Source organism: Pseudomonas sp. GW458-11-26-14-LB4, from assembly GCF_059423925.1.
On sequence record NZ_JBWKYU010000001.1, the window covers coordinates 215,298 to 240,653 of the forward strand.

General features: G+C 63.6%; 20 protein-coding genes. 4 read left to right on the forward strand and 16 right to left on the reverse strand.

Annotation, left to right across the window (positions count from 1 at the left end; translation table 11 throughout):
- Positions 1–93: 93 nt before the first annotated feature.
- The gene (locus AC07XZ_RS00930) at positions 94–1,872 is read right to left on the reverse strand and encodes a flavin monoamine oxidase family protein (RefSeq protein WP_102685760.1); all 1,779 of its coding nucleotides are present in this window, start codon (positions 1,870–1,872) and stop codon (positions 94–96) included.
- 223 nt (positions 1,873–2,095) lie between these two features.
- Here AC07XZ_RS00930 and AC07XZ_RS00935 point away from each other — a divergent pair, with 223 nt between their 5' ends.
- Both AC07XZ_RS00935 and AC07XZ_RS00940 read left to right on the forward strand, forming a co-directional pair.
- On the forward strand, positions 2,096–3,502 hold the full coding sequence (locus AC07XZ_RS00935) for an adenosylmethionine--8-amino-7-oxononanoate transaminase (protein ID WP_007953301.1): 1,407 nt from the start codon (positions 2,096–2,098) through the stop codon (positions 3,500–3,502).
- A gap of 161 nt (positions 3,503–3,663) precedes the next feature.
- On the forward strand, positions 3,664–4,383 hold the full coding sequence (locus tag AC07XZ_RS00940; protein ID WP_102685761.1) for a 16S rRNA (uracil(1498)-N(3))-methyltransferase: 720 nt from the start codon (positions 3,664–3,666) through the stop codon (positions 4,381–4,383).
- A 4-nt stretch (positions 4,384–4,387) separates the two neighbouring features.
- On the opposite strand, the gene AC07XZ_RS00945 is transcribed toward AC07XZ_RS00940, so the two are convergent.
- Together AC07XZ_RS00945 and AC07XZ_RS00950 are read right to left on the reverse strand one after the other, a co-directional pair.
- Positions 4,388–5,290 carry a transporter substrate-binding domain-containing protein gene (locus tag AC07XZ_RS00945; protein ID WP_102685762.1) on the reverse strand — a complete coding sequence of 301 codons (903 nt, stop codon included), beginning with the start codon at positions 5,288–5,290 and terminating at the stop codon, positions 4,388–4,390.
- A gap of 41 nt (positions 5,291–5,331) precedes the next feature.
- Entirely contained in the window at positions 5,332–6,588 is a 1,257-nt protein-coding gene (locus AC07XZ_RS00950; RefSeq protein ID WP_346769678.1) for a D-amino acid dehydrogenase, read from the reverse strand.
- A gap of 93 nt (positions 6,589–6,681) precedes the next feature.
- Between AC07XZ_RS00950 and AC07XZ_RS00955 the strand changes: the two genes are divergently transcribed.
- Positions 6,682–7,593, forward strand: a complete 912-nt coding sequence (locus AC07XZ_RS00955; RefSeq protein ID WP_085746677.1) for a LysR family transcriptional regulator — start codon at positions 6,682–6,684, stop codon at positions 7,591–7,593.
- Here the strand turns inward: AC07XZ_RS00955 and trhA are convergent.
- Entirely contained in the window at positions 7,590–8,207 is a 618-nt protein-coding gene (gene trhA, locus AC07XZ_RS00960; protein ID WP_011336351.1) for a PAQR family membrane homeostasis protein TrhA, read from the reverse strand. The genes AC07XZ_RS00955 and trhA overlap by 4 nt on opposite strands.
- 141 nt (positions 8,208–8,348) lie before the next feature.
- Between trhA and AC07XZ_RS00965 the strand changes: the two genes are divergently transcribed.
- The gene (locus AC07XZ_RS00965) at positions 8,349–9,263 is read left to right on the forward strand and encodes a LysR family transcriptional regulator (protein ID WP_085689645.1); all 915 of its coding nucleotides are present in this window, start codon (positions 8,349–8,351) and stop codon (positions 9,261–9,263) included.
- 137 nt (positions 9,264–9,400) lie between these two features.
- On the opposite strand, the gene madM is transcribed toward AC07XZ_RS00965, so the two are convergent.
- The 12 genes from madM to AC07XZ_RS01025 all read right to left on the reverse strand — a co-directional run bounded on the left by madM (position 9,401) and on the right by AC07XZ_RS01025 (position 25,351).
- Positions 9,401–10,165 carry a malonate transporter subunit MadM gene (madM, locus tag AC07XZ_RS00970; RefSeq protein ID WP_102685764.1) on the reverse strand — a complete coding sequence of 255 codons (765 nt, stop codon included), beginning with the start codon at positions 10,163–10,165 and terminating at the stop codon, positions 9,401–9,403.
- A gap of 1 nt (position 10,166) precedes the next feature.
- A complete protein-coding gene (gene madL, locus AC07XZ_RS00975) occupies positions 10,167–10,583 on the reverse strand; it encodes a malonate transporter subunit MadL (RefSeq protein WP_007953315.1) in 417 nt (138 codons plus the stop codon).
- A gap of 64 nt (positions 10,584–10,647) precedes the next feature.
- Positions 10,648–11,568 (reverse strand): malonate decarboxylase subunit epsilon, encoded by a 921-nt coding sequence (mdcH, locus tag AC07XZ_RS00980; protein ID WP_102685765.1) that lies wholly within the window; start codon positions 11,566–11,568, stop codon positions 10,648–10,650.
- Positions 11,565–12,185, reverse strand: a complete 621-nt coding sequence (locus AC07XZ_RS00985) for a malonate decarboxylase holo-ACP synthase (RefSeq protein ID WP_102685766.1) — start codon at positions 12,183–12,185, stop codon at positions 11,565–11,567. Before AC07XZ_RS00985 ends, mdcH begins: the two co-directional genes overlap by 4 nt.
- Positions 12,179–12,964: a biotin-independent malonate decarboxylase subunit gamma gene (mdcE, locus tag AC07XZ_RS00990; protein ID WP_102685767.1), complete on the reverse strand. Its 786-nt coding sequence runs from the start codon at positions 12,962–12,964 to the stop codon at positions 12,179–12,181. Before mdcE ends, AC07XZ_RS00985 begins: the two co-directional genes overlap by 7 nt.
- On the reverse strand, positions 12,961–13,812 hold the full coding sequence (locus AC07XZ_RS00995; protein ID WP_102685768.1) for a biotin-independent malonate decarboxylase subunit beta: 852 nt from the start codon (positions 13,810–13,812) through the stop codon (positions 12,961–12,963). The genes mdcE and AC07XZ_RS00995 overlap by 4 nt, the downstream gene beginning before the upstream one ends.
- Entirely contained in the window at positions 13,805–14,104 is a 300-nt protein-coding gene (locus tag AC07XZ_RS01000) for a malonate decarboxylase subunit delta (RefSeq protein ID WP_039767948.1), read from the reverse strand. The genes AC07XZ_RS00995 and AC07XZ_RS01000 overlap by 8 nt, the downstream gene beginning before the upstream one ends.
- Entirely contained in the window at positions 14,104–14,976 is an 873-nt protein-coding gene (locus tag AC07XZ_RS01005) for a triphosphoribosyl-dephospho-CoA synthase (protein ID WP_102685769.1), read from the reverse strand. The genes AC07XZ_RS01000 and AC07XZ_RS01005 overlap by 1 nt, the downstream gene beginning before the upstream one ends.
- Positions 14,976–16,646, reverse strand: coding sequence for a malonate decarboxylase subunit alpha (gene mdcA / locus AC07XZ_RS01010; RefSeq protein ID WP_085746685.1), 1,671 nt, complete (start codon positions 16,644–16,646; stop codon positions 14,976–14,978). Before mdcA ends, AC07XZ_RS01005 begins: the two co-directional genes overlap by 1 nt.
- 230 nt (positions 16,647–16,876) lie before the next feature.
- Complete coding sequence (locus tag AC07XZ_RS01015) at positions 16,877–17,347, reverse strand: chemotaxis protein CheW (RefSeq protein WP_039767945.1); 471 nt, start codon at positions 17,345–17,347, stop codon at positions 16,877–16,879.
- Positions 17,340–23,255: an Hpt domain-containing protein gene (locus AC07XZ_RS01020; RefSeq protein ID WP_102685770.1), complete on the reverse strand. Its 5,916-nt coding sequence runs from the start codon at positions 23,253–23,255 to the stop codon at positions 17,340–17,342. The genes AC07XZ_RS01015 and AC07XZ_RS01020 overlap by 8 nt, the downstream gene beginning before the upstream one ends.
- Before the next feature lie 35 nt (positions 23,256–23,290).
- Positions 23,291–25,351, reverse strand: coding sequence for a methyl-accepting chemotaxis protein (locus tag AC07XZ_RS01025; protein ID WP_102685771.1), 2,061 nt, complete (start codon positions 25,349–25,351; stop codon positions 23,291–23,293).
- Positions 25,352–25,356: the final 5 nt, after the last annotated feature.

Below are 25,356 nucleotides of genomic sequence, written 5' to 3' on the forward strand. Positions count from 1 at the left end.
AAGATTAAAGACAAAAGTGTGGCGGGATGTTGTGAATCACGGGCAAAAAAAAGCGCGGCCTGAAAGCCGCGCTTTTTCATTTACCGCAAAGCCTTACTGCGCTTTGGTCTCGGTGGTTGCCGCCGGTTTAGCCGCTGGCTTCTTCGCCGGTTCAGCTTTTTTCGCCGCTGGTTTGGCCGGAGCTTTTTTCGCTTCGGTCTTCGCCGCCGGTTTCTTCGCTGCTGGCTTGGCTGCCGCTTTCTTGGCTGGCTCGGCTTTTACCGGAGCTGCTGGCTTCGGTGCTTCCACCGGGGCTGGCGCAGGGGCCGGGGTCGGTGCAGGCGCTGGGGCGGTTGGAGCAGGTGCCGGCTCTGGCGCTTTTACAGGCTCTGGTTTCTTGTCGTCGTCCGAACCGCCGAACAAGTTAGTGAAGAAGTTGCCTTTCTTCGCCGCTACTGCCGCGCCCGCCCCCGCCGCTGCGGCGGTGGCTGCTGCCGGGCCGACTTTGGCCGGTTCGAAGGATTTGCCCGCCGCCAGGTCTTCAACCTGACTGGCCGCGCGCTGACCGGTGCGCAGTGCGCCTTCCAGCGTGCCCGGGTACAAGGTGTCGGTGTGTTCGCCGGCAAACGCTACGCGCTGCAGCGGACGCTCCCACAGGCGCCAGAATTTGCTGATCTGGCCAGGGCCGAAGGCCAGGTAGGAACCACCGGTCGATGGATCGGTGCTGTAGCGACGGATTTCATAACCGGTGAACGAGCCACGGGCCTGTGGATAAAACGTGTGCAGACGAATCAGCACCTGATCGACCATCTGCTTGTCGCCGAAGGCCTGCATGACGCGGGCGTTGTCGCCGGACAGGTTGATCACCACGTTCGCGCCGCCCTTCAGAGCCGGCTCGATCCACAACATGCCCAGGCCGGTGTTGCTATAGATCTCGCCGGACATCCGCGCCTTGCTTTCCCATACCGGCGTCTTGAACTTCAGCATGATCTGGTCGCGCCAGCCGTAGTTGGTGCCTTTGATCGCGGCCAGGTGCTGGGCGTCCAGCGCCGGAGTCAGCTGGATCTTGTTGAGGGCGCGCAACGGCACCGCCAGCACAACGTAATCGGCCTGGTAGCCAACGCTGCCGACCTTGACGGTCACGCCGTCCTTGTCCTGGGTGATGGCAGATACTGGCGAGTTGGTCTTGATGGTTTTCAGCTGTTTGACGAAGGCCTGAGCCAGCACCGGGCTGCCACCGACCAGACGCGAAGCGCGCAGGTCACGGTCGGACACGCCGCGATACACCCGGCTCTGCTGTGCGAAGTACAGCAGCGACAGGCGCGAAGGCTCGTCGTAGTGGGTGCGGATGTCCTGGTTGATCAGCTGACGTGCGGTGGCCGGCAGGTTCTGCTTGTCGAGCCAGCTCGAGACGTTGATTTGGTCCAGAGCGTGCAGGGTGTTGGTCGCCGCCGGGTTCTGCGGATCGTCGATCGAGCGCGCCAGATCGTCACGGGTTTTCTCGTAGCGCTTGAGCGCTTCGGCCGTGGCAGGCTGTTTGGCGGTCAGGTCGGCGGCGGAAAAATACTCGCCGTCGATCAGGTAACCCGGAGTCCGTACGAATTCAGGCGCCGGCGTGGTGTTCAGCTTGAAGGTCGATACGTATTTGTTCAGCACCGGTTGAGTCTTGTCGTTGCCGATCCACTCGCTGGTGGCCATGCCCGAGCGACCGCCCAGGCTCGGTTTGGCTTCGAGCAGCGTGACCTGCCAGCCCTTGTTCTGCAGTTCGTAAGCCGCCGTCAGGCCCGACAGGCCGCCGCCGATCACGATTGCGGTTTTATCCTTGGCCAGCGCCGTAACGCTAAACAGCCCCAACACCACTAGCGCACAGGCGCGCAGCCAACCGACAGACATTCAGCGAACTCCGGATAAACACGTAGGAAAATGCAGTTTTGCGGGTCAGACGACCCAAAGAACCGCGAAGAATACGTCAGCCATCAAAACGCCGCCAGCGACGTCTATCGGCCCATACAAAGTAGCTCAATCGACACAATGGGTTGTCCCGGCGCGACGCATTGCATAGGCTTGCGCGATTGTTTGCCCGCGCCTGACGCGAGCCGCCTCGAGGAGACTGAACATGGGCTTGAACAACCAGTGGATGCAACGCGATCTCGCGGTGCTGTGGCATCCCTGCACCCAGATGAAAGACCACGAACAGCTGCCGCTGATCCCGATCAAGCGCGGTGAAGGCGTCTGGCTGGAAGACTTCGAAGGCAAGCGTTATCTGGATGCGGTCAGCTCCTGGTGGGTCAACGTGTTCGGCCACGCCAACCCGCGCATCAACCAGCGCATCAAGGATCAGGTCGATCAGCTGGAACACGTGATTCTGGCCGGTTTCAGCCATCAGCCGGTGATCGAGCTGTCCGAGCGTCTGGTGAAGATGACGCCGGAAGGTCTGAACCGGGTGTTCTACGCCGATAACGGTTCGTCCTGCATCGAAGTTGCGCTGAAAATGAGCTTTCACTACTGGCTCAACCGCGGCCAGCCGAACAAGAAGCGCTTCGTCACGCTGACCAACAGCTACCACGGCGAAACCATGGCGGCGATGGCGGTCGGCGATGTGCCGTTGTTCACCGAAACCTACAAAGCCCTGCTGATGGACACCATCAAGGTGCCGAGCCCGGATTGTTACCTGCGCCCGCAGGGCATGAGCTGGGAAGAACACTCGCGCAACATGTTCGCCGCCATGGAACAGACGCTGGCGGAAAATCATGACAGCGTCGCGGCCGTGATCGTCGAGCCGCTGATCCAGGGCGCCGGCGGCATGCGCATGTATCACCCGGTGTACCTCAAGTTGCTGCGTGAGGCCTGCGACCGTTACGGCGTGCACCTGATTCACGACGAAATCGCCGTCGGCTTCGGCCGCACCGGGACGATGTTCGCCTGCGAGCAGGCCGGCATCCGCCCGGACTTCCTCTGCCTGTCGAAAGCCCTGACCGGCGGTTATCTGCCGTTGGCGGCGTGCCTTACCACCGACGAGGTGTACAGCGCCTTCTACGACGATTACCCGACCCTGCGCGCCTTCCTGCATTCGCACAGCTACACCGGCAACCCGCTGGCCTGTGCGGCGGCATTGGCGACCCTGGATATTTTCGAGCAGGACAACGTGATCGAGAACAACCGGGCGCTGGCCCAGCGCATGGCGTCGGCGACAGCGCATCTGGTGGATCATCCGAATGTTTCGGAAGTGCGTCAGACCGGCATGGTCCTGGCGATCGAGATGGTCAAGGACAAAGCCACGAAAGAGGCTTATCCGTGGCAGGAACGTCGCGGTCTGAAGGTGTTCCAGCATGCGCTGGAGCGTGGCGCGTTGCTGCGTCCGCTGGGCAGCGTGGTGTATTTCCTGCCGCCGTACGTGATCACCCCGGAGCAGATCGACTTCCTCGCCGAAGTCGCCAGCGAAGGCATCGACATCGCCACCCGTGACAGCGTCAGTGTGGCGGTGCCGAAGGATTTCCATCCCGGGTTCCGTGATCCGGGCTGATCTAACTTACTTGAGTTGAAGGCTCGTTCCCACGTCGAGGCGTCGAACCGTCTGCGTGGGAATGCCTCACCGGACGCTCTGCGTCCGCTCTTGGGACGCAGAGCGTCCCGAGCTGCATTCCCACGCGGAGCGTGGGAACGATCTAATCAGAGAGACCCGAAATGAGACTGTCCCGCTTCTTTATCGACGCCCCGCTCAGCACCGGCGAACACGAACTGCCGGAAGCCCAGGCGCATTACATCAGCCGCGTGCTGCGCATGGCCGAGGGCGATGCGGTGCAGTTGTTCGACGGTTCCGGCCACGAGTTTCGCGGATCGCTGGTGGAAGTCGGCAAGAAACGCGTGGTGGTGCAGATCGACGAGCAGTTCGCCGGTCAGGTCGAATCACCGCTGCAAATCCACCTCGGCCAGGGCCTGTCCCGGGGCGAGCGGATGGACTGGGCAATCCAGAAAGCCACCGAACTGGGCGTGACCGAAATCACCCCGATCTTCAGCGAGCGCTGCGAAGTCCGCCTCAAGGACGAACGCGCCGACAAACGCCTGCTGCACTGGCGTCAGGTGGCGATCAGCGCTTGCGAGCAATGCGGTCGTTCGCGGGTGCCGGTGATTCATCCGCCGGTGCTGCTGGCCGACTGGCTGAAACAGACCGAAGCCGAACTGAAACTGGTGCTGCACCCGGTGGCCGAGCCGCTGGTCAGCCACGCCAAACCATCGACCCTGGCGTTCCTGATCGGCCCGGAAGGCGGTTTGTCCGACGCCGAAGTCGAGCAAGCCAAGGCCGGCGGCTTCCACGCCGCCCGCCTCGGCCCGCGCGTGCTGCGCACCGAGACTGCGCCGGTTGTGGCGCTGGCGGTGGCGCAGCAACTGTGGGGTGATTTCTAACCCGTCACTGCACCGGATCACTGGTTGGTCTGGCAATGATTGCCTTGAGTTCGCTGGTCATCGGGAACTCAAGGTTCAGGCCCTTCGGCGGGATCGGCTGTTCGAACCACTTGCGGTAGATCCCGTTGATCTCCCCCGAGCTGTACAGGTCGGCCAGCACACCGTTGACCAGCGCGAGAAATTGCGGATCATCCTTGCGCACCATGCAGCTGTAGATTTCCCGCGATTGCTCCTCCCCCACCACGACCCAGTTATGCGGGTCGCGCGCCTTGGCCCGCTCGCCGTAGAGCAGCGCATCGTCCATGTAGAACGCCGCCGCGCGTCCCGATTGCAGCATCTGGAACGCCTCGCCGTGATCCTTGGCGCTAATCACGAACATGTTCAGTTTGTGGTCGAGGTTGTAGCTCTTCAGATACCGCTCGTTGGTGGTACCGGCGGTGGTCACCACGTTCTTGCCGCGCAAATCATCGAAGCTGTGGATGCCGCTGTCCCTGGCGGTCAGCAACTGCCCTTTGACGTAGATGAAACCGTAGGAAAACGCGACTTGCTTCTGTCGTTCGGCCGTAACGCCGGTGGAGCCGCATTCAAGGTCGACCGTGCCGTTCTGCACCAGCGGAATCCGCGTCTGGGAGGTCACCAGGTTGTACTTCACCTTCAGCTCCGGCAGCGCCAGTTGCTGCCTGATGCGCTCGACGATCTTGTCCGCCAGCTCCACCGAATACCCCATTGGCTGGCCGGTGTGATCGCCCACATACGAGAACGGCACCGACGCATCGCGATAACTCAGGGTGATGCTGTTGGCGCTGGCGATCTTGCCGAGCGTACCGGTCAGCGGCACTTCATTGGCCTGCGCCTGAGCGCCGAAAACCAGCGCCAGAGTGCAGCCGAGCAACGTGATTTTTTGCATTGTTATTCTCCGTTGTGGGTGGGGTGTTTTAGCAGAAACCGTCACGCCGCATGGGGATTGAACCCGTGCAGATCAATGGATGTGCGCTGCTGGCCAATCAGCTCGCTGAGCAACTGCCCGCTGCCGCAGGCCAGGGTGAAACCCAGCGCGCCGTGGCCGAGGTTGAGCCACAGATTGCGATACGCCGTGGCGCCCAGCAACGGAACGCCGGTGGGCGTGGCCGGTCGCATGCCGGCCCACTCCACGGCCGCGTCGTAGTGGCCGGCGTCGGGAAAGGTGTCGCGGGCCTGGCGCTTGATCAGCGCCAGCCGCTCGGGGTCCACCGCCGGGTCGAAACCGACGATGTCGACCATCGCCGCCACGCGCAGTTGTTCGCCGATGCGCGCGTAGACGATCTTGCGGTCGTAGTCGGTGATGCTCACATCTGGTGCCCGGTGTTCGTTGCCGATCGGCACGGTCAGGCTGTAGCCCTTCAGCGGATACAGCGGCAGGCGCAGGCCGGGCAGCGCCAGCAACGGGCTGCGATGGCCGGCGGCGATTACCAGTTGTTCGACCGGCAGCGTTTCGTCGCCAAGCTCAATCGCCGTGACGACGCCGTGGCTGTGACGAATGCCGGTGACTGCCTGACCAAGGCGAAACTCGCAGCGACCCGACGCCTTCAATCGCGCCGCCAACTGCTGGCAGAAACCGTGACAATCGCCGACTTCTTCATCCGGCGTGTAGATCGCGCCTACAAACGGCGCATCGGCCAGTGCCGGTTCCAGTTGCGCACATTCGGTGGCGGACAAAACCTGCTGTTGCTGCGGATCGGCCAGGCCTTTGCGTGCATGCTCGAAGCTGGAGGCGTTGCGGAAGGTCACCAGTTTGCCGTTGCGCCGCCAGTTGAAACCGACCAGCCCGTCGTCCTCGCGCCAGCGTTTCAGGGTGCTCTGGCTGAACAGCGCCAGACGCAACAGATGCGCGGCGTTTTCGCGGTTGACCGAGGTGCGGCACGCGGCGAGAAACGAGGCCATCCAGCGCCATTGCGCCGGGTCCAGGCGTGGGCGCAGCTTGAGCGGTGAATCGCCGCGCAGCATCCAGCCGATCGCCTGCAGCGGCACGCCGGCATCGGCCAGCGGTGCAACGTAGCGATAGGACAACTGGCCGCCATTGGCGAAGCTGGTTTCACTGCCCAGCGACCGCCGCGCCTCGACCACCGTCACCTCGAAGCCGTCGCGCACCAGCGCCCAGGCCGTTGCCAGCCCGATCACGCCGCCGCCGATGATGCACACACGCTGAGCCATGTCCGTCCTTAACAGTTCTTGAAGACGAGGCCGAGGTTAGGGTGAGGTGACAGGCGCCGAACAATGAATAAAGATGCCAGACCTATAAACAAAGGTTATGGGATCGTCATGCGCCTTCGTCATATCGAGATTTTCCAGGCCATTCGCCAGACCGGCTCGGTCAGCGCTGCTGCGCAGTTGCTGCATGTCTCGCAACCGGCGGTGACCAAGGTGTTGCAGCACGCCGAGCAGCAGTTGGGTTTTCCATTGTTTCTGCGAGTGCGCGGAAAGTTGCAGGCGACCCCGGAAGCGCTGGAGCTGGAGCGCGAAGTCGACAAGGTCACCGAAAGCCTGCAAGGCGTGCGGCGTCTGGCCCAGAGCCTGCGCCGCGAGCCCGGCCACAGCCTGCGGATCGGCGCGACTCCGGCGCTGGCGCTGTCGTTGCTGCCGCCGGCGATCCAGCAATGGACGGCGCAATTCCCGGACATCGCCTGCGAACTGTCGAGCGCCCACAGCCGCGAGCTGATGCAGAACCTGCTGATGCGCGAAGTGGACGTGGCGCTGACGTTGCAGTTGCCGGACCATCCGGGGCTGAAGGCCCAGGCATTGGCTTCGGGGGTGCTGGTGGCGCTGGCGCCGAAAGGTTATTGGCCGGAGGAAGATGCCGGTCAGCCGTTGCCGCTGATGGCTCTGGCCGGGGCGCCGCTGATCGGCCTGTCTAGCGCCGATCCATTGGCCGCCCGCCTCGATAGTTATCTCGAAGCGGTCGAACCGCCGCCGCGTGTGCGGATCGCCGTGCAGACGTATTCGCTGGCGCGAGCGATGGTGGAGTCTGGCGCTGGTGTCACGGTGATCGATCCGTTCACCGCGCTGGGTGCCTCACCGGCCACCACCACTATCCGCCCTCTCGCCCCGCCGCTGCCGATCACGCTGTACGCCGTTACCCGCGCCACCGAGCCACCGCCGCATACGCTGCATGATTTGCTGCAGATCTTCAGTCAGCGCGCCGGCGAACAACTCGGTCGGCTGATGGGCGCTTAAAGGACGTAAAACAGAATCGCCACAAAATGCAGCAGGCTCCCGGCGATCACGAACAGATGCCAGATCCCGTGGGCATGTCGCAACCGGTGATCAAGGGCAAAAAAGATGATCCCCACGGTGTACAGCACACCGCCCGAGGCCAGCCAGGCAAACCCCGCCGTCCCGAGCGCTGCTATCAGCGGCTTTACCGCCACCAGCACGATCCAGCCCATCACCGCGTAGATCACGATCGACAGGATCCGCGCCTCCGAGCGCGGCTTGATCTCTTGCAGAATGCCTATCAGCGCCAGCCCCCAGACAATCCCGAACAACGTCCAGCCCCACGGCCCGCGCAAAGTCACCAGGCAGAACGGCGTGTAACTGCCGGCGATCAGCAAGTAGATCGAAAAGTGATCGACCTTCTTCATGATCGCTTTCTTGCGCCCGCGCACGCTGTGGTACACGGTGGACGCGCTGTAGAGCACCAGCAACGTAAAGGCATAAATCGCCACGCTGACAATCTTCCACGGGCTGCCGTCGAGGCTGGCAATCACCAGCATCCAGACGCCCCCGACAAACGCCGCTACCGCACCGACCAGATGCGTCCAGGCGTTCAGTTTTTCTCCGTGATACATGTGTCGCACACCTCGATTTCGTTACCGCAACACGCAAGGCTCGGGCCTTGAGCGTAAAAGCGCAATGTTTCCGTTCAACGCAGGCAGGCACCTGTCCTGATATTTGGGCACAATCGACCGATACCAAGAAGAGTCCGCGCCATGCTGATCGACGAAGAATTGACCCTGAAGAAACTCGAGGTGTTCCTCGCCTTCATGCGCACCGGCAACCTCGCCCGCGCCGCCGCCGAGTTGCAGACCAGCAACGTCAGCGTGCACCGCGCGATCCATTCGCTGGAAAGCGCCCTGCGCTGTCCGCTGTTCAAGCACGAAGGGCGCAACCTGACGCCGCTGGAGAGTGCCTACGTGCTCGAGGAGCGGGCGCAGAAACTGATTCAGGACGTGGTCGAAAGCGTGCGCCTGACCCGCGAAGCCGCCGGGTTCTCGGCCGAGCGCTTCAAGCTCGGCTCGCTGTATTCGCTGACAGTGAAAACCGTGCCGCAGCTGATCATGGGTTTGAAGATCCGCCGCAGCGAACTCAACATCGACCTGATCCTCGGCTCGAACATCGACCTGCTCTACAAGCTGAAAAACATGGAAGTCGACGCGATCCTGGTGTCGCTGGACGACACCGTCAACGACCCGGACTGCGAGCAGATTCCGCTGTTTTCCGACGACATTTTCCTCGCCACCCCGGCCGATTCCCGCTTCGCCCAACGCAGCGAAGTGGATCTGGCGGAGGTGCGCGACGAAACCTTCATCACCCTGACCCAAGGCTTCGCCACTCATCAGGACGGTATTCGGGTGTTCAGGCAGGCGGGGTTCGAGCCGAAGGTGGCGATGCAGGTCAACGACATCTTCACCCTGCTGAGCATGGTCAGTTCAGGGGTCGGTTATGCGTTGCTGCCGGGGAGGATTGCGGCGGTGTACGAGAACCGGGTGAAGCTGATTCCGTTGCAGGAGAAGTACCGGTTGCAGCAGCACATCGGGGTGGTGTTTTTGAAGGCAAAAGAGCGGGATCCGAATTTGCTGGCGTTGTTGGCGGAGTGTCGGATGTACGCCAATCGCCAGACCTGAAACCGAGTCGCCTGCATCGCTGGCAAGCCAGCTCCCACAGGGATTTGTGCTGATTCGGAAATCTTCTTACAACACAAAACCTGTGGGAGCTGGCTTGCCAGCGATGGCGTCAGACCCGACAACCCAGAATCCGAAAATCAGCCCACAATCCCACGAACAATGAAGAACAGCAGCGAAGGCCCAAGCAAACACCCAAGTCCGGTGTGAAACGTAGCCGTCAACGCCCCATAAGGCACCAACCGCCGATCCGTCGCCGCCAGCCCCGCCGTCACGCCGCTCACCGTCCCGGCCAGCCCGCCAAACACCATCGCCGAGCGCGGGTTATCCAGGCCCATCCAGCGCGCCGCCACCGGCGTGCCGACCATCACCAGAATCGCCTTGATCAACCCGGTGGCAATCGACAGCGCCATCACATCCGACGTCGCGCCAATCGCCGCACCGGTCACCGGCCCGACGATGTAAGTCACCGCACCCGCGCCGATGGTGGTCATGCTCACCGCATCGCGATAACCGAACGCGTAAGCCATGCACGCGCCGACAATGAACGGCAGGATCGTGCCCAGCAGCAGCGCAATCACCCCGATCATCCCGGCCTTCTTCGCCTCGGTCGCCTGCACTTCAAACGCCGTGGCAACGATGGCGAAATCCCGCAGCATCGCGCCGCCCATCAGACCGATGCCGGAGAACAGCGTCAGATCCGCCAGCCCCTTCTGCCCGCCCGTCATCGTCCCGCCGACCCAGGCCAGCACCAGGCCGATGACGATGGCAATCGCCGAGCCGTGAATCAGCCCGAACGTCAACCGCTTGGAGAGAATCACCGAGACCCACATGATTACGCCGACGAAGGCGAACGCGGTTATCAGACCGTTGTGTTCCAGACCTTTTTCAATGAGATCCCACATATCAGCGACCTCCTACCGGTGTGCCGACCGGGGAGATTTCCGCCGGTTCGTCGGGCAATGGCTCGCCCTTGTGGGTGCGGCTGATCAAGGCAATCGTGCAGCCACAGACCACCACCGAACCGATCGCCGCCAGCACCGCCACCGGGCCGCCGTGCAGGGCGGTGACGACGTTCTGTTGCGCAGCCATCGCCACCACCACCGGAATGTACATGGCGCCCCAGAAGCCGACGCCCATCTCGCAATCCTTGGTCATGCCGCCGCGTTTCTGCATCCACAACCGCGCGCAGATCAACAGGATCATGGCGATGCCGACCCCGCCGACGTTGGATTTGACGCCCAGAAGAACACCGAGCAGGTCACCCATGATCACCCCTGCCAGCGTACAGATCGCCAGCAGCGCCACACCGTAAATAATCATTGTTGTAGTCCTCAAAGTGCATCGTCGAATGTTGTTTTTGTTGTTCGAAGCCTGAGTCGGTGATTTAGGGTCGTCGGCCCTCCTCTTCACGCAACAGCGCCTGCAAAGTGTCGAGCCGGGCACTGTCGAAGGCAGTGACAGTCCCCTGTTCGAACACCCGGCGTGCCAGCCCGGTCAGCACCGCACCGGGCGGCAGTTCGATCTGTAGACGTACGCCGCGCTCGTAAGCGCTTTGTACGGTGCCGCGCCAGTCCACCACGCGGCACATGTTGAATGCGAGATCGTCACGCAGCGCTTCAACCTTGGTCACAGGCCTTGCGCGACTGCCGCTCAGGTAAGCGATTTTCGGTGTTTTCAGTTCAACCCTGGCGAACGCTTCGGCGAGGGTTTGCGCAGGCTCATCCAGCAACGGGCAGTGCGACGGCACGCTGACCGCCAGCCGTTTTGCCAGCCCGGCACCGCGACTGCGCGCGAGCTCGGCGACCATCTGCATCGCCTTGTCACTGCCGGCAATCACCACCTGGTTATCGGCGTTGATGTTGGCCAGGTACACCGGTGTTTCTGCGCCGTGCACCTGCGCCAGCAGCGTTTCGACTGTGGATAATTGCAGACCGATGATCGCGGTCATGCCGAAGCCCTGTGGATAAGCCTGCTGCATCAACTCACCGCGCAGACTGACCAGCTGCAACGCATCGCTGAAGCGCAACGCTCCGGCGACCACTGCTGCCGGGTAGGCACCGATGGACAGACCGGCGACGTAATCTGCGGTGAGTCCGTCCCGCAGCAACTGCCGCGAGGCTGCGACCCCGGCGATCAGCAGGCAGAGCTGAACCGCTCGGGTGCTGCGCAACGCTTCGCTGGAATCCAGCCGCAAGACATCTTCACCGAGCACATCGCTGGCCTCGATCAGCGTTTCCCGAGGCAAACGCTGGAGCATGCCGGGCTGCTGCGCGCCCTGACCGGGAAGCACCAGCAGACTGCTCACGCTGCCTGCTCCTGCGGGTTCCACGGATCAGACACCAGACAGGCTTCATGGGCGTTTTTCAGCAGCACCCGTGAAGCATTTCCGGCCCATTCGCGCAGGGCGACGGCACCGAACGGCGTCTGTAATTGCAGATCGACCCGGCAGATTGCCTGATCGAAAACCGCGACCAACTTGCGCGCCTGATTACGGGGGATAAGTTGCGGTGTACGCAGAATCAAGTCGAGATCGCTGCGCTCGTGCATTGCCGTAAATCCACTGGCCAGCTCAAACCCGACGCTGCCGCTGACACCCCAAATCCAGCCGCAATCATCGAGCACCGGCCGCAGTTGCCGGAGCGCCTGCATGACCGGCAAATCACGCTCGCTCTCGACCTGACAAAGCGCTTCCGGGCTGACCCGACAGGCAATCGAATCCACAGACATAAACGCCGCCAGCCGCTGCTCGCGCAACCGACCGCGCACGCCCACCGCCACGAACCCGTCTTCACTCAACGCCCGCCGCACCACCACCGGTTGCCCGGCAGCCAGCGAATCAATCGCCCACTGCGGCGCATCCGCCGGCAACTGCGCCGGCGTCATGCCCCACAGCAGGTCGTGGGCCAGAGGCGTGTTCACCACTGCGCCCTCAGCAATTCACGCACGCGGCTGGAGGCTTCGCGATTTTTCGCGCCGAGACGATTGCTCAAGTCAGTCGCGCCAATATCGCCGATGGCTTGCTTAAGGCATTCGCTGACTCGCGCCAGATCCTCCCCCGTCGGCTGTTCGATCTGCTGCACCGACAGGGTTTCCCAGAGCAACCCAAGGCTGGCATAGCTGTCGATGTCATAGGCCATCGGCGGCACGCTGGACGCCAGGGCTTCCAGTTCTTCGACGCTGCGCAAGGTCACCCGCGCCGCCGAAGCCTTGCCCATCGCATGCACCATCACCCCCGGATCACGCAGGGCGATCAAGCGATTGGCCTGATATCCGTGAGCGAGAAACGCCCCGGACATGGCCTTGCCCACCAGTAGCGCAATCACCGGATGCCCGGCCAGACACGCGCGGGCATAAGCGTCCGCCGCGCCGGCCAGGGCCTGATGAATGCCGAGGGCTTCTTCGCGGCGACCGTAGGCCTGGCTCGGCACATCGACGATTGCGATCAAGGGCCGTTTTTGCGTTTTGTCACGGTCGGCGGTGATAGCGTCATCCACAGCCTTCGCCAGCCCCCAGCCTTCGAGCAAACCGACTTCGCCATTGCGAGCGCGAGGGAAACGGTTTTGCGGATCGGCGACCACGGCGATAAAGCGCCCAAGTGGCCCGTCGGCAACCCTCAGCGATGGCGGCAAACCTTCAACCGCATTCGCGCCAGCGCTCAAGGCGTTGAACCAGTTCAAACCGCGCACGGAATAACCACTCATGAGCGCTCTCCTTGATACAGATCGCGAACCACCGAAGGCTCGATTTGCTTGTCAGTGTCCAGGCTCGTCAGGCGTTGCAGGAACCAGTCGGCCCGCTGACTGCGCGGTTGCGCCGGCAGGCCTTGTTGCAGCAACTCGCCGACCTGCTGGCGAATCTGCGCCACGTCATCGGCGACATAACGGTCCACCAGACCACTGGCAAACCGTTGCTCGCCACCGGTCAGGCTCCAGATGAAGGGCCGGTCGCGGGAGTCGTATTCCTCGATCCCGGCTTCCTGCTCGATCACCTGCGGGCCGTTCAGGCCGAGGCGCGCTTCCTGGGTCACCAGCAAATAGCTGCACAGCGCAGCGGCAATCGACATCCCGCCAAAGCAACCGACGCTGCCGGCCACCACGCCGACCACCGGTTGGTACTGCTGCAGATCGACAATCGCCGCGTGGATATCGGCAATCGCCGCCAGCCCGAGGTTGGCTTCCTGCAAGCGCACGCCGCCGGTTTCCAGCAGCAGGATGGCGCGGGTCGGAATGCCTTTGCGGTTGTCCTCGGCGGCCAGTTCCAGCGCGCCGGCGATCTTCGCGCCGCCGACTTCGCCGAGGCTGCCGCCCTGAAACGCGCCTTCAATCGCCGCGATCACCACCGGCAAACCATCGAGGCGGCCCTTGGCGATCACCACGCCGTCATCGGCCTGCGGCACCACGCCCTGACGTTCCAGCCACGGCGACATGACGCGTTGAAACGGGTCGAGCAATTCGCGGAAGGTGCCGGTGTCGAGCAAGGCTTTCGCCCGCTGCCGGGCGCCGAGTTCGACGAACGAATGTTTGTGCAGAAGCGCTGAGGCATCAGTCATGACCAATCTCCTCGAAGCCTTGTTCCAGCCGCAGGCGCACCACGCCGGGTGTCGCGCCGAAATCGTGGATATCGATGGCCATCGCCGGCGGTGTGGTGCCGTCGAACATCCGCGCAAACAGATGCTGCCAGCGCTGCTCGGCGCCATTGACCGAGGTTTGCACGTTGATCGTCAGCTTGCCGGCCAGGCCCGGTTCGATCAGCACTTCCAGATCGCCCGAGCCGACACAACCGACCAGCGCCCGACCGCGCGGCGGCTGCCCGGCGGGGAATTCAAAAGATAAGGTTTCCATCAAAACGCTCCCTGAAGGATGCCGTCGCGCTCGATTCGATCAAGCAGCAGAGTGGCGGCGAGCAAGTCGGCGGCGCCACCGGGCGAGGCATTCAATGCGATGAGTTGTTGATCCAGTTCGTGCAGGCGGCGGCGACCGGTAAGGCTGGCGCTGCCACCGGCGTCGAGCACTGCCTGAGCGCCGTGCTGCATGGCGTGCAGGCCCGGTTCGCCGGCGCGGTACAGCACGCAGGTGTCGGCGAGGTCGGTCATGATTGCGAGCAAGGCGTCGAGCCTAGCGTTCTGTTCGCCATGACCGGTGGCGCGGCTGCGTTTGAGCTGCGGCAGGCCGCGTTGCATCACCGACGGGAAGCCGAGTTGCGCTTCTTCCCGGGCACCGCGGGCGCCGTAGCGTTGGGCGACTTGCGCGCCATGACTCAGCGGACGCGGCGCATAACGATCATCGAGCAACGCCAGACGTGCGGCGCGCAGGGTGACGACGCCAGCGTTGGTGGACTTGGTATCCAGCGCAGCAGCCGTGACCAGCAGGCCCAACGCCCAGATCGCCCCGCGATGGGTGTTCACGCCGTGGGTGGTGGCGAGCATCGCCTGTTCACCTTCTCGTCCGATGCGGCCGATGGCTTCGCGCAGCGGCAAGCCGATTTCGCCGAACTCAAGCGCGGCCTCGGCCATTTCCTTGAACGCCGGCCACAACGCCAGCGCCGAGGCATGCATCAATCCGAGGTGCAGATCGGTGTGCGCACCGTTGCCGCGACGGTCGACCAGCGCCGGTTTCGGCGACAGGTCGGCTTCGTCGATCAGCGCGTCCACGGCCAGATCCGCCAGCCGTTCGGCGAGGGTGATGGTTTTGGGTTGCAGGTTGAGTGCGTGCATTACCAGCTCCTGAACTTGGCGGGCGGGTTGTAGAGGCCGCCGGACCACTCGACCAGATCGGCCACGCTCTTCGCCGCCAGCAATTCACGGGTGGCGTCGGTGCGACGGATGCCGAGGTCCTCGGGCAAGGCGATCAGGCCTTCGCGGCGCATGCGTTCGGTGTCTTTCGGGTTGTGGCGCAGGCCGATGGCGGTGACGCCGGCGACCGCAGCGATCATTGCCTGACGCTCTTCCAGCGAGCGCGCCTTGTACAGGTAGGCGATGCCTTCTTCCGTCAGCAGGTGGGTGACGTCGTCGCCGTAGATCATGATCGGCGCCAGCGGCATGCCGCTTTTCTTCGCCACCTCCACCGCGTCGAGGGTTTCGACGAAGGTCGGTTTGCCGCCCTCCTGGAAGGTCTCGACCATCTGCACTACGAGTTTCTTGCCGCGTTCGAGCATCGGTTGCTGCGAATCGTCATGACGCATGTCGAGCCAGGCTGGAGTGCCGTGGCGCCGACCGCGTGGGTCGTGCCCCATGTTCGGTGCGCCGCCGAAACCGGCGAGGCGACCTCGGGTGACGGTGGAGGAATGACCATCGCCATCGACTTGCAGGGTCGCGCCGATGAACAGGTCTACCGCGTACTGCCCGGCCAGTTGGCAGAACATCCGGTTGGAACGCAGCGAGCCGTCACGCCCAGTGAAGAACACATCAGGGCGGGCGGCGATGTAGTTTTCCATGCCCAGTTCGGTGCCGAAGCAATGCACGCTTTCGACCCAACCGCTTTCGATGGCCGGGATCAGCGTCGGGTGCGGGTTGAGCGTCCAGTTGCGGCAGATCTTGCCTTTGAGGCCGAGGGATTCGCCGTAGGTCGGCAGGATCAATTCGATGGCGGCGGTGTTGAAACCGATGCCGTGGTTCAGCGACTGCACGTTGTGTTTTTCGTAGATCCCGCGGATCGCCATCATCGCCATCAACACGTGCACAGGCTTGATGTGGCGCGGGTCGCGTGTGAACAGCGGTTCGATGTAGAACGGCTTGTCCGCCACCACCACGAAATCCACCCACGATGCCGGAATATCCACGCGAGGCAGTTCGCTGACGTCGTCCACCAGTTGATTGACCTGGACGATGACGATGCCGTCGCTGAACGCGGCTGGTTCGATCAGCGCCGGGGTGTCTTCGGTGCTCGGGCCGGTGTAGATGTTGCCGGCACGGTCGGCCATGAACCCGGCCGAGAGCACGACGTTGGGGATCAGGTCCACCACCAGCCGGGCGTAGAGTTCGATGTAGGTGTGGATCGCACCGACTTCCAGCAGACCGTCTTCGAGCAACTGGCTGATGCGCAGGCTCTGGGTGCCGGCGAAGGAGAAATCGAGCTTGCGGGCGATGCCGCGTTCGAACAGGTCCAGATGCTCGGAGCGACCGACGCTGGGCATGATCATGTGCAGGTCGTGGAGCTTTTCAGGATCGGCCTTGGCCAGAGAGCGTGAAAGGAAATCCGCCTGCTTCTGGTTGTTGCCCTCCAGCACCACACGGTCGCCCGGATGGATCAGCGCTTCGAGTGCCGCAACGATTTTGTCGGTGGGCAACACCGCACCGTCGGCCAGCCCGCGCACCTTGTCGAGGCGCCGCTGCTTCTCGTCACGCCGCCGCGTCCAGCGCGAGTCGGGGGAAATGGTTGTTGTCATGCTCACTCCACGGGGTTCGCTGTCGTGGAGCTACCTTAGGAGTGTGTTCGAGGGGCATCAATCAAGCGCGGTGGCGAACCGTTACGGTGAGCGTAATGAATGCTGGCCTCATCGCTGGCAAGCCAGCTCCCACAGTGAGTGTGGTGATCCAAGCTTTTGTGAACGACCTAGAACTTTGTGGGAGCTGGCTTGCCAGCGATGAGGCCAGTGAGATCGCCGCAGACCCTGGTTCAGTGAACCAGTCCGGCATCCACCAACAATTTCTCCAATGCCAACAGATCCGGCACCTTCGCCACCTGCTCCCCCACCTGCACTGCCGCCTGCTCCAGCGCACACAGCGGCACGTCGACATAACTCAACTGGCTGTCGAGCTTGTACGAGCGCGGAATCCCCTGCACCAGCAGCGCGATGAACTTCAACTCCGGCCGCCCGCCGAGGGCATTGAGGATGACGATCCGTGCCCGTTCGCCGATGACGATCTTGTTGCCGCACGCCGACTCGAAACTCAGCAGCGGAATCTGCCGCTCGCGCCAGGTCACCCGACCGAGATACCACGGCGGTGTGTCGAGATCGAAGGCGCTGGACTGGTAGTCGATCAGCTCGGCGACGGCGACGTTGGGCAGGATCAGGTTGCGATCCGCCAGCGGCAGCAGCAGCCCGGTGAGCTGACTGGCGCGTTGATTGTGCTGGCGCTCATGCATGTTTTTTGCTCCACAGGGCGATGCTTTCGAGCAGCACCGATTCCTGGTACGGCTTGCCGAGGTAGTCGTTGACGCCGATGGCCATCGCGCGGTCGCGGTGTTTCTGGCCGGTGCGCGAGGTGATCATGATGATCGGCAGGTGTTGCAGGCGTTCGTCGCGGCGTACCTGGGTCGCCACTTCGAAGCCGTCCATGCGCGGCATTTCGATGTCTAGCAGCATCAGGTCCGGCATGTGTTCTTCCAGCAGCAACATCGCATCGACCCCGTCCTTGGCGGTCAGCACGTTCATGCCGTGGCGTTCGAGCAGACGGCTGGTGACCTTGCGCACCGTGACCGAATCGTCGACCACCATCACCAGCAGCGGCTTCTGCGGTTCGCTCTCGATTTCGTGACTGGCCGGACGCTGCGGCAACCGCGCCTGCATCGCACGGATCGGCGCCAGCAGGTCGAGAATCAGCACCACCCGGCCATCGCCGAGAATTGTCGCCCCGGACACGCCCTGCACCGATGCGAACTGCGGGCCGAGGCTCTTGACTACGATTTCGCGGGTGCCGGCCATCGTGTCGACCTGCACCGCGATGTGCCGGTCGTTGCACTGCACCAGCAAGACCGGCACCGGCAGGCTCTGGCCGGACAGTTTTGGCCGGGGAGCGGTTTTCAGCAGCTCGCCGAGGTAGCACAGTTCATAACGCTGGCCGCCGTACTGATAACTCGGTGGGTCGAGACGGAAATGTCCGTCCAGTTCATTCGGCAGTACGCGGACGATGCCGTCGATGGTGTTCAGCGGAATCGCGTATTGATCTTCACCACACTGCACCATCAGCGCACGGTTGACCGACACGGTGAACGGCAGGCGAATGCGGAAGTGCACGCCCTGCCCCGGCACTGAGTCGATGCTCATGGTGCCACCCAGTTGCCGGACTTCTTCGTGGACCACGTCCATGCCCACGCCGCGCCCGGAAATCTGGGTGATTTTCTCGGCCGTGGAAAAGCCTGGCTGGAGGATGAACTGCAACACTTCGCGGTCGCTGATGTCGGCGTCCGGCGCCAGCAGGCCACGCTTGATCGCCTTGCGCCGCACGGCGTCCAGCGGCACACCGGCGCCATCGTCGCGGATGTCGAACACAATGTCGCCGCCCTCGCGGGACAGGTCGAGGCTGATCTGCCCCTGTGCCGGTTTGCCCGCCGCCAGCCGGACTTCGGCGGACTCCAGACCATGGTCGACGGCATTGCGCAGCATGTGTTCCAGCGGTGCGGCCATGCGTTCGAGGACGTTGCGGTCCATCTCGCCTTCGGCGTTGCCGACGCTGAACGCGACGTCCTTGCCCAACTCTTCGGCGACCTGCCGGACGATGCGTTTCAAACGCGGCAACATGCGCTCGAACGGCACCATGCGCGTGCGCATCAGGCCTTCCTGCAATTCGGTGTTGATCCGTCCCTGCTGCTGCAACAGGTTCTCGGCGTCGTGGGTGCGCCGGTCGAGGGTTTCCTTCAAATCCAGCAAGTCGGAAGCGGATTCGAACAGCGCCCGTGACAACTGCTGCAACTGCGAATGGCGGTCCATTTCCAGCGGGTCGAAATCTTCGTAGCCGAGGCGTTCGGCGTCCACTTGCTGACGGCTGAGGATCCGTCCCTGAGTTTCGGTGTCGAGCCGGCGCAACTGGTCGCGCATCCGCTCGATGGTGGTTTCCATCTCGTGCAGGGCGGTCTGCGCATCGCTGACTTGCTGTTCGATACGCCCACGGAAAATCGAGGTTTCGCCGGCGAGATTGACCAGGTCATCCAGCAACTCGGCGGAGACCTTGACCATGTCCGCCCCGGCCTCGGGCGCCGGGGCGGCAGGCTCGACCTTGACCGCCACCGGCGGCACGGGCGCCGGGGTTTGCACGACCAGCGGATGGCTGAAATTCTGGATCGCGCTGATCAACCGGTCTGCCGGTGGGCACGGCTGGCCGGCGCGCACCGCGTCGAGCATCTGCGCCAAGCGGTCCTGGCCGCGCTGCAACAGCGCGAACAGTTCGGCGCTGCCTTGCAGGGTGCCGGCGGACAAGCTTTCGTAAAGGTTTTCCAGCTCATGAGCGAGGTCGCCAATCGGCCCGATTTCCACCATCCGCGCGCCGCCCTTGAGGGTATGCAGGTCACGCAGCAGGGTTTCCACTTCCTGGCGATTGCCGGGCTCGGCCTGCCAGCGCAGCAGCGCGGCACCGGAGTTTTCGATGATGTCGAAACCTTCCTCGAGGAAGATCTCCAGCAGCTCCGGATCGTGTCCGGGGCCGTCCTGCGTGACAGTGGCTGATGGCGTTTCGGGACTGGCGCTCGGACCCTGGCGAAAGCGGCGGATCGCCTCGATCAGGTCCTGCGCCGGATCCAGCGGCTGGTGCCGGTGCAACTGTTCGAGGAACAGCGCCAGGCGCTCGTGGCTCTGGCGCAACAACCGACCCAGAGCTTCGCTGTGGCTGTAACGCCGATCCACCAGCCCTTGGTAAAGGCCTTCCAGCTCATGGGCCAGATCGCCGACCGCTGCAACCTCGGCCATCCGCGCACCGCCCTTGAGCGTGTGCAGATCCCGTTGCAGCGACGACAGCGGTGCGCCGTTTTCCGGGTCCTTCAGCCAGCGCTGCAAGGCTTGGCCGGCGCTGTCGAGAATGTCCACCGCCTCTTCGAGGAAGATCTCGACGATCTCGTCGTCCGGCCCGCTATCGACGCTGTGTTGTTGCAGTTCGGCGGTGGCGCTGCCCAGTTCGCGGATGCTCAGGGTGCGGCTGCCGTCGCTGCGGATCAGGCCCATGGCCGACGGATCGAGGCTCTCGTCGAGCAGTTCGTGCAAGGCGCGGATGCGTTGCGGTTGCGGGGTGATTTCCTGGCCGGCCGCCAGTTCGTCGAGCATGTTGATCAGCGCTTCGTGGGCCTGCTGCGCTTCATGGAAAAACCGCTCGCTGACCGCCAGGCTGCTCTCTTCGACGGCGCCGTACAGGTCGAGCAAGGCTTCACACAACACATCCACCGGCAGCAGATCTGCGAGGTGCGCGCCTTCGCCCAGGGTGGTCAGCTCATCCAGCAATGCACTGAGTTCCTGACGTTCACCGGGGTGCTGCTGCCAGCGCTGCAAGAGGTTTTCGGCGTCGAGCAGGATGTCCATGCCCTGGGCCAGGAAGTTGTTGATCAGTTGCGGATCGCGCTTGACCCGCAACGCACTGCTCGGGGCATTGAGGATCAATTCCAGACGCTCGCCGAGCAGGGTTTCGGTGCGTTTGATCAGTGACTGCGCACCGACAATCGGCGCCAGTGGATCGTGTTTGAGCTGACGCAGACCGACGCGGAACAGGCCCTCGGCTTCGAGCAGCAGTTCCACTTCGTCCAGATCCAGCGCCAGCTGATGGGCCTTGAATTCCCGGGCCAGCTTATCGAGCGGCGCCGCCAGTTCGGCAATCGGCGACACCCCCGCCATCGAGGCGCTGCCCTTGAGGGTGTGCAGCGCTCGCTGCAATTCGTCGCTGGCCTGTAACGGCACATGCTCGGCAGCCTGATCGAGAAAACGGTTGAGACTGGCGAGGTGGGTTTCGGCTTCGTTGCGGAAAATCTCCAGCAACAGCGGATCGAGGGCCGCGACGTCTTCCACGTCTTCGGCCGGCAGCGGCGTGTCGCCCTTGGCCAGCGCGTGGGCGCGGGCCGCCAGTTGATCGACATCGTGGCGCTGACGCTGGCCGTTGGTGGCGAATTCGGCGATCAGGTCCGGCAACAGCAGCAGCGTGTCGGCCAGCAACTGGCGCACCGCCGGGCCGGGTTCGACGCTGTGTTCCAGCACGCGGTTGAGCAGGTTCTCCACCGCCCACGCCAGCTCGCCGAGGACCAGCGCACGCACCATCCGGCCGCTGCCCTTCAGCGTATGGAAGCCGCGGCGCAGCTCACTGAGGGCGGCGCGGTCATCGGGCTCGGCAGACCAGCGCGGCAGGTATTCGCTCAGCACCTCGAGCACTTCCCCGGTCTCTTCGAGGAACACTTCGCGCAGCTCGTCGTCCACCGGTTCTTCATCGGCCGGTGGCGGCAGCAGGCTGCCCGGCGTGGTCAGCGCCGGCGGGTTGACCGCCGACACCGGGCTGGCCAGCACTTCGGCCAACGACTGCACGATCTGCGGGTCGTCCAGCTCCTGCAAATCCTGCATCACCAGCGCTTCGCTGGGGCTGAGCACGTCGTCGAGCACCGGCACATGCGGCTCGCCGGGCTGTTCGTCAGGAAAGAAGCCGAGACTGGCGAGGCTTTTCTGCGCGATATCCAGCAAGTGTTCGCTGGGTGCCTGCGGGTCGTCGGTCAGGCGTTCGAGGTAGTACTCAAGGCTGGTGATGGCGTCGGCGAGGCTGTCGAGTTGCTGCCAGCCCGGCTCGTGAGGGTCGAGCAACAGATGCTCGCGGATAAATCCGTTGCAGGCTTCGAGCAGACTTGCCGCGCGCGCCAGCGGAATCATCGCCAGCGCGCCCCGAACTTGGGTCAGCAGTGCCGGCAGGCTTTGCAGTTGCTGGCGATCCCAGTCGGCGTCGATGTAGTCGACGATCATGTCCTTGGCCTGTTGCAGGCAGATGCGTGCTTCCTTGATCACGATCTGATGGATCTGCGTCAGGTCGGTGGTCGGCAGGCGCGAGTCTTCCGGGCTCTCCGGCTCGACGGTGCCGACCATCCCGGCCAGGGTCGCTTCGACGTAGAGCAAGGCGCCGGCGACGTCCATCAGCGTGGCGTCGTTCGGTTCGCGCTGGCCCTGCGCGAGGCTGAGCACCACCGCCAGTTGATCGATGATCACCTTGCGCGGCTGGCCGAAACCAAGCACCGCGAGGGTGTCGGCGATCTGCCGCAGCGGCGCCAGCAGGCTGTCCAGATCCGAAGCGTGCTGGCGGTCGCTGCGCACGAACAGGTCGAGGCGTTCCTTGACCCGCACCAGTTCTTCGCACAGCGCCGCGAGCACCGAGCGCATGGCATCGCGATCGGGGCCGGCCAGGCGCGCGCGTTCTTCGTCGACCATCGCGCTGTCGGGCAGCGCGTCGTCCAGGGAGTAGCGATCTTTCATGGTCAGCATCTGCCCGGTGGGATGTTCGGCTTTGGCGATATAAAACAGCAGGCTTTTCAGCAGTTCAGGCGGTGGCGGCTGGTTGAGGCCAGGCATGCCCTGTTCGAGCAGGCGCTTGAGTTCCTTGTCGGCATCCTTGAACAGGCTGCGCAGAGCCGGGCTGTTGGCGATCCGCCCTTCGCGCATGCCCTCGACGAGTGCCGAGGCGACCTGCCACAACGGGCTCAGCGGCGAGTTACCGCTGAGTGCTTCAAGCCGGGTAAAGACTTTGGCGAGATAACCGAGGTGCGTCTGATCGTCCTGTTCGCGGAGCAATCCGACCAACGCCATTTGCAGCATCTGACGCAACTTGCGCAGCACATTCGGCAGCTCCGCCGGTTCCAGCAGCGCCAGGGTTTCCTCGCCCAACGGCGCCAGTTCAGGCAACTGCGGGCTGAACAGGCTGGTTTCCGACAACAGGCTTTCGCCCCGGGCGCTGCGTAAATCGTTGATCAGCGGCAGCACCACCAGCGGCAGGTCACGGCGGGCGCCCTGCACGCGGTCCAGGTAAATCGGCAACTGACCCAGCGCCTGCAACAGCAAGTGCAGCGCTTCGTCGCGGTGGCTGACGCGGTCGTTCTGCAACGCTTCGACCAGGTGTTCCATTTCTTCGGCGAGCAATGCCGCGCCGTAGAACTCGACCATCTGCAGGCTGCCGTGCACCTGATGGATGCAGGCCAGGCATTCGTCCAGCCCGGGCACCGACTGCGGATCGTCGAGCACGGCTTCGATGGCCTGATGCGCCTGCCTCAGCGTCTCGGCGATTTCACCCTTGACCCATTCGAGGGCCACGTAATCGTGCCGGTCACCCATAACCACTCCGCTCGACATTGCCTCGCCCGCAGGCCTCACGCCTTGTCCGCGACGGGCGCAGGCGCCGCCGGCAAGGTGAACCCGGACACCGAGCGACGCAACTGGCTGGCCATTTTCGCCAGGTTGCCGATGCTCTCGGCGGTGGCCGTGGAGCCGGACGAAGTCTGCGAGGTGATCTGCTGGATCACGTTCATCGTCAGGGAAATCTGCCCGGCCGAAGACGTCTGCTGCTGCGCCGCGTTGGAAATGCTCTGGATCAGCGCCGCGAGTGTCTTGGACACGCCTTCGATTTCTTCCAGGGCCACACCGGCATCCTGCGCCAGCCGCGCGCCGCGCACCACTTCGGTGGTGGTCTGCTCCATGGAAATCACGGCTTCGTTGGTGTCGGTCTGGATCGCCCGCACCAGCGTTTCGATCTGTCGGGTCGCGGCGGACGAGCGCTCGGCCAGCCGTTGCACTTCGTCGGCAACCACGGCAAAACCGCGCCCGGCGTCACCGGCCATCGACGCCTGAATTGCCGCGTTGAGGGCGAGGATGTTGGTCTGGTCGGCGATGTCGTCGATCAGGCTGACGATGTCGCCGATTTCCTGGGACGACTCGCCCAGACGCTTGATGCGCTTGGCGGTGTCCTGGATCTGTTCGCGAATGTTGTCCATACCGTGGATGGTGTTGTGCACCACCTCGTTGCCCTTGTTGGCGATCTCCACCGAACGCTCGGCAACCGCCGAGGATTCAGCGGCGTTGGCCGACACCTGATCGATCGACTGGGCCATGTCGCTGATCGCGGTCGAGGCTTCGGAAATCTGCTGGGCCTGATGCTCCGAGGCCTGGGCCAGGTGCATGGCGGTGGCCTGGGTTTCCTGCACCGCAGCGGCCACCTGGCCGGCAGTGAGGTTGATGGTGGCGACCAGATCGCGCAGCTGGTCGACCGAATAGTTGATCGAGTCGGCGATGGTCCCGGTGAAGTCTTCGGTCACCGAGGCGGTCACGGTCAGGTCGCCGTCGGCGAGGTCTTCGATCTCGTCGAGCAGGCGCATGATCGCGTTCTGGTTGCGTTCGTTCTTCTCGGCGGTCTCGCGCAACTGACGGTTGGTTTCCCGGACCATGACCATGCCGATCAGGATGATCGAGGCCAGCGCCAGCAGGCCCAGCACGTAGCCGCCGATGGTGTCGGTATTGCGCCCGCCGGCGAGGTTTTCGAAACCGGTGGCCAAGTGCGAGGCTTCGTCGAGCAGGGTCTGCGACAGGCTGAAGATATTGGTGGCCGATTCACGGACCTTGAACAGCTCCGGCGAGGTTTCGAGGATTTCATCCACCGAACCCGAGACGAACTGGAACAGTTCGGAAATCTCGCTCAAGCGAGCACGGGCGTCGCGGTCTTCGACCTGACTGATCTTCAGCGCCGGGTTGCCCTGCAACATGCCGTTGAGCACCTGGCCGAAGCGCGCGGCATCGCGACCGAAGGCGTCGGCGGCCTGCTGGGAGTTTTCATCGCCCGAGAGCACGGTGTTCACCGCGCCGAGAATCCGTTCGGCCAGCAGCGACTGACGCTGGGCCATCGCCACCTGCGCCGCCGGCGCGCCGCGTTGCAGGAGTATTTCCACGACCTTTTCGTATTCGATCTGCAACTGCGGCACGGTTTCGGCCAGGGTCGCGGCGACCTGATGCAGGGACAGCACGGTCTGTTCGCTGGAGAGAATCGCGTCAGTGTTTTTCAGCAGGCGTTCCCAGTCCAGCTGCACGGCGCGCATTTCCGGGCGCACGACGGACGGCGCCGGCGGCAGGCCGGTGGCCGGGTCGCCCTTCTTGAGGTAACCCCAGCGCTGGGCGAAGTCGTTGCGCGCATCGCTCAACAGCTTGAACGCGGCGGCCTTGCCGGCGGCGGCTTCGGTGGCGTTCTTGGCGATCCGCTGCGACAGCACCCGCAGCTCGCCGGCGTGGCCGATGTACTGCTTGTCGTAGTTGGCCTGGGTGTTGAGGTAAGCGAAGTTGGCGAACAGCAGCATGATGAACACGATCAGTGCGATGAACAGCACGATGATCTGTGAGCGGCTGCGCGAGCCTTCTGCGGGCTTGCCTGTTTTTGCTTTGATCATCGGTC

Coding starts and splice junctions, on each gene's coding strand:
- mdcE (WP_102685767.1), bottom strand. CDS start 12,964: ATGAGTGGTTATTCCGTGCGCGGTTTGAACTGGTTCAACGCCTTGAGC.
- AC07XZ_RS00965 (WP_085689645.1), top strand. CDS start 8,349: ATGCTGATCGACGAAGAATTGACCCTGAAGAAACTCGAGGTGTTCCTC.
- AC07XZ_RS00930 (WP_102685760.1), bottom strand. CDS start 1,872: ATGTCTGTCGGTTGGCTGCGCGCCTGTGCGCTAGTGGTGTTGGGGCTG.
- madM (WP_102685764.1), bottom strand. CDS start 10,165: ATGTGGGATCTCATTGAAAAAGGTCTGGAACACAACGGTCTGATAACC.
- AC07XZ_RS00945 (WP_102685762.1), bottom strand. CDS start 5,290: ATGCAAAAAATCACGTTGCTCGGCTGCACTCTGGCGCTGGTTTTCGGC.
- trhA (WP_011336351.1), bottom strand. CDS start 8,207: ATGTATCACGGAGAAAAACTGAACGCCTGGACGCATCTGGTCGGTGCG.
- AC07XZ_RS00955 (WP_085746677.1), top strand. CDS start 6,682: ATGCGCCTTCGTCATATCGAGATTTTCCAGGCCATTCGCCAGACCGGC.
- AC07XZ_RS00995 (WP_102685768.1), bottom strand. CDS start 13,812: ATGACTGATGCCTCAGCGCTTCTGCACAAACATTCGTTCGTCGAACTC.
- AC07XZ_RS01005 (WP_102685769.1), bottom strand. CDS start 14,976: ATGCACGCACTCAACCTGCAACCCAAAACCATCACCCTCGCCGAACGG.
- AC07XZ_RS01000 (WP_039767948.1), bottom strand. CDS start 14,104: ATGGAAACCTTATCTTTTGAATTCCCCGCCGGGCAGCCGCCGCGCGGT.
- AC07XZ_RS00935 (WP_007953301.1), top strand. CDS start 2,096: ATGGGCTTGAACAACCAGTGGATGCAACGCGATCTCGCGGTGCTGTGG.
- AC07XZ_RS00940 (WP_102685761.1), top strand. CDS start 3,664: ATGAGACTGTCCCGCTTCTTTATCGACGCCCCGCTCAGCACCGGCGAA.
- AC07XZ_RS01020 (WP_102685770.1), bottom strand. CDS start 23,255: ATGGGTGACCGGCACGATTACGTGGCCCTCGAATGGGTCAAGGGTGAA.
- mdcA (WP_085746685.1), bottom strand. CDS start 16,646: ATGACAACAACCATTTCCCCCGACTCGCGCTGGACGCGGCGGCGTGAC.
- AC07XZ_RS01015 (WP_039767945.1), bottom strand. CDS start 17,347: ATGCATGAGCGCCAGCACAATCAACGCGCCAGTCAGCTCACCGGGCTG.
- AC07XZ_RS01025 (WP_102685771.1), bottom strand. CDS start 25,351: ATGATCAAAGCAAAAACAGGCAAGCCCGCAGAAGGCTCGCGCAGCCGC.
- madL (WP_007953315.1), bottom strand. CDS start 10,583: ATGATTATTTACGGTGTGGCGCTGCTGGCGATCTGTACGCTGGCAGGG.